The 1,746-nt window shown below is 51.5% G+C and carries 2 protein-coding genes; both read left to right on the top strand.

Annotated elements, in window-relative coordinates; translation table 11 throughout:
- On the top strand, positions 1-693 hold a 693-nt coding region (locus AAH187_RS19230; RefSeq protein WP_342350107.1), incomplete at its 5' end, for a methyl-accepting chemotaxis protein.
- Positions 694-916: 223 nt separating this feature from the next.
- The coding region (locus AAH187_RS19235; protein WP_342350108.1) for a DUF3365 domain-containing protein at positions 917-1,746 on the top strand (830 nt) is incomplete at its 3' end.

A 1,746-nucleotide genomic window follows, 5' to 3' on the forward strand; every position in this document is an offset into this window, starting at 1 on the left:
ATCGCGGATATTATTAATGTGATCGACGAAATCGCGTTTCAGACGAATCTCTTAGCACTCAACGCGGCGGTGGAAGCGGCGCGGGCAGGTGAACAAGGTCGCGGTTTTGCGGTGGTGGCCTCGGAAGTGCGGAATCTGGCTCAACGTTCGGCCTCGGCTGCCAAGGAGATCAAGACACTGATCAATGAATCGGTGCAAAAGGTGGGTGACGGCAGCGAGTTAGTGAATCGCTCGGGCCAGACGCTGGCCGAGATTGTGAACTCGGTCAAACGGGTGACGGATATTATTTCGGAAATCAGTGCGGCCTCCCAGGAGCAGGCTGCGGGGATCGATCAGGTGAACAAGTCGGTGATGCAGATGGATCAGGGCACGCAGCAGAATGCGGCCTTGGTGGAGGAAGCCACGTCGGCTTCCCAGTCCATGAAACAGCAAGCGACTGAACTGTTGAATCAAGTCGCTTTTTTTAAATTAGAAGATACAGAACAAAGACGATTTGCAGCGACACAACGCGGATCGGGAACCAAGGTTGCCCTTTCAAGTGGCAACAAGTCTTCCGCTGTGAGTAAGCCTTTACCCTCAGGGAAGGCTGTCTCCCCTTCAAAGGCCACGACTCAGGCTCAACCGGCTGGCGTGGGTAGCTCGAATGGCCATGACCGCCGTCAACGCCAGGATGATTTTTTTGAAGAGTTTTAGTAGACGTGACGGGTCAATGGTGAGGGGTGAGACGGAACATGGAATCCCGATTGAAAATGTCGGGAACAACGAATAGGCAGAAATGTAGAAGGCTAATGGCGTTGCCTATTCCGGCATCGCGGCCGGTTGGTAGGGGGGCCATCCTACGCCTCACGTTTCACCCCTTACGCGGAACTTTGAATCAGGCCAGTTTGTTTATTTATCAAATAAGATAGGAGGTCGCATGGGTAAAGTATGGAACTCAATAGGCATTGGTCCAAAAGTGGTGATGACTATTATGGTGGTCTTTGCAAGTTTACTGGCAGGGGGAGCGTATTTGCTCGGACAGCAATTGCATTCGGATCTTGAACGGGTCTTGTCCGATCAGGCGTTTATTGTTCAAAAGCAAATTGAGGTTACTCGTGCCTATGTGACCAAAGAGTTTGTGGTGAAAGCCAAGGCGGCTGGGATGAATACCGGCATTGATCATAGTGCTTCCGATACGGTTCCCTTTCCGGCCACATTTGCTCGTGAAACCTCTGAACTATTGGCTGAGGAAGGCGTCTTTAATGCCAGGATCGTGAGTCTCTCGCCTCTAAATGCGAAAAATGCTCCGCAAGATTCCTTTGAGAAAGAAGCCCTTGCTGCCCTAGCTGCCGGCCAAAAAGATTTTACCAGAAACGATACCGTGAATGGGAAAATGATGTTCCGCCGTGCGACCCCGGATTTGGCGACGGTCCAAGCCTGCATAGGTTGTCATGAGGGCAAAAAAATCGGGGAAATGCTGGGAGCTGTGTCGGTACAGATTCCCATGGATGGTCCCGCTGCACAATTACAAGGGAATCTCAGTAATATGTATATGGGGATTTTGGCAGTGGGTGTGTTGATGATGGGGCTGTTGTATCTGATGATTGCGAAGTTGGTGGTCAAGCCGATGAAGAGTCTGGAGTCCATGGCGGAGCGAGCCAAGGAAGGAGATCTCACCGGTCGGGCCAGCGTGAACAGTCAGGATGAAATCGGTCGAACCAGTGAATCGTTTAATATGATGTTTGACCGGGTGAGTGAAGTCATTGG

The organism is uncultured Nitrospira sp., assembly GCA_902500695.1.
In the GTDB taxonomy this organism is placed as follows: domain Bacteria; phylum Nitrospirota; class Nitrospiria; order Nitrospirales; family UBA8639; genus Nitrospira_E.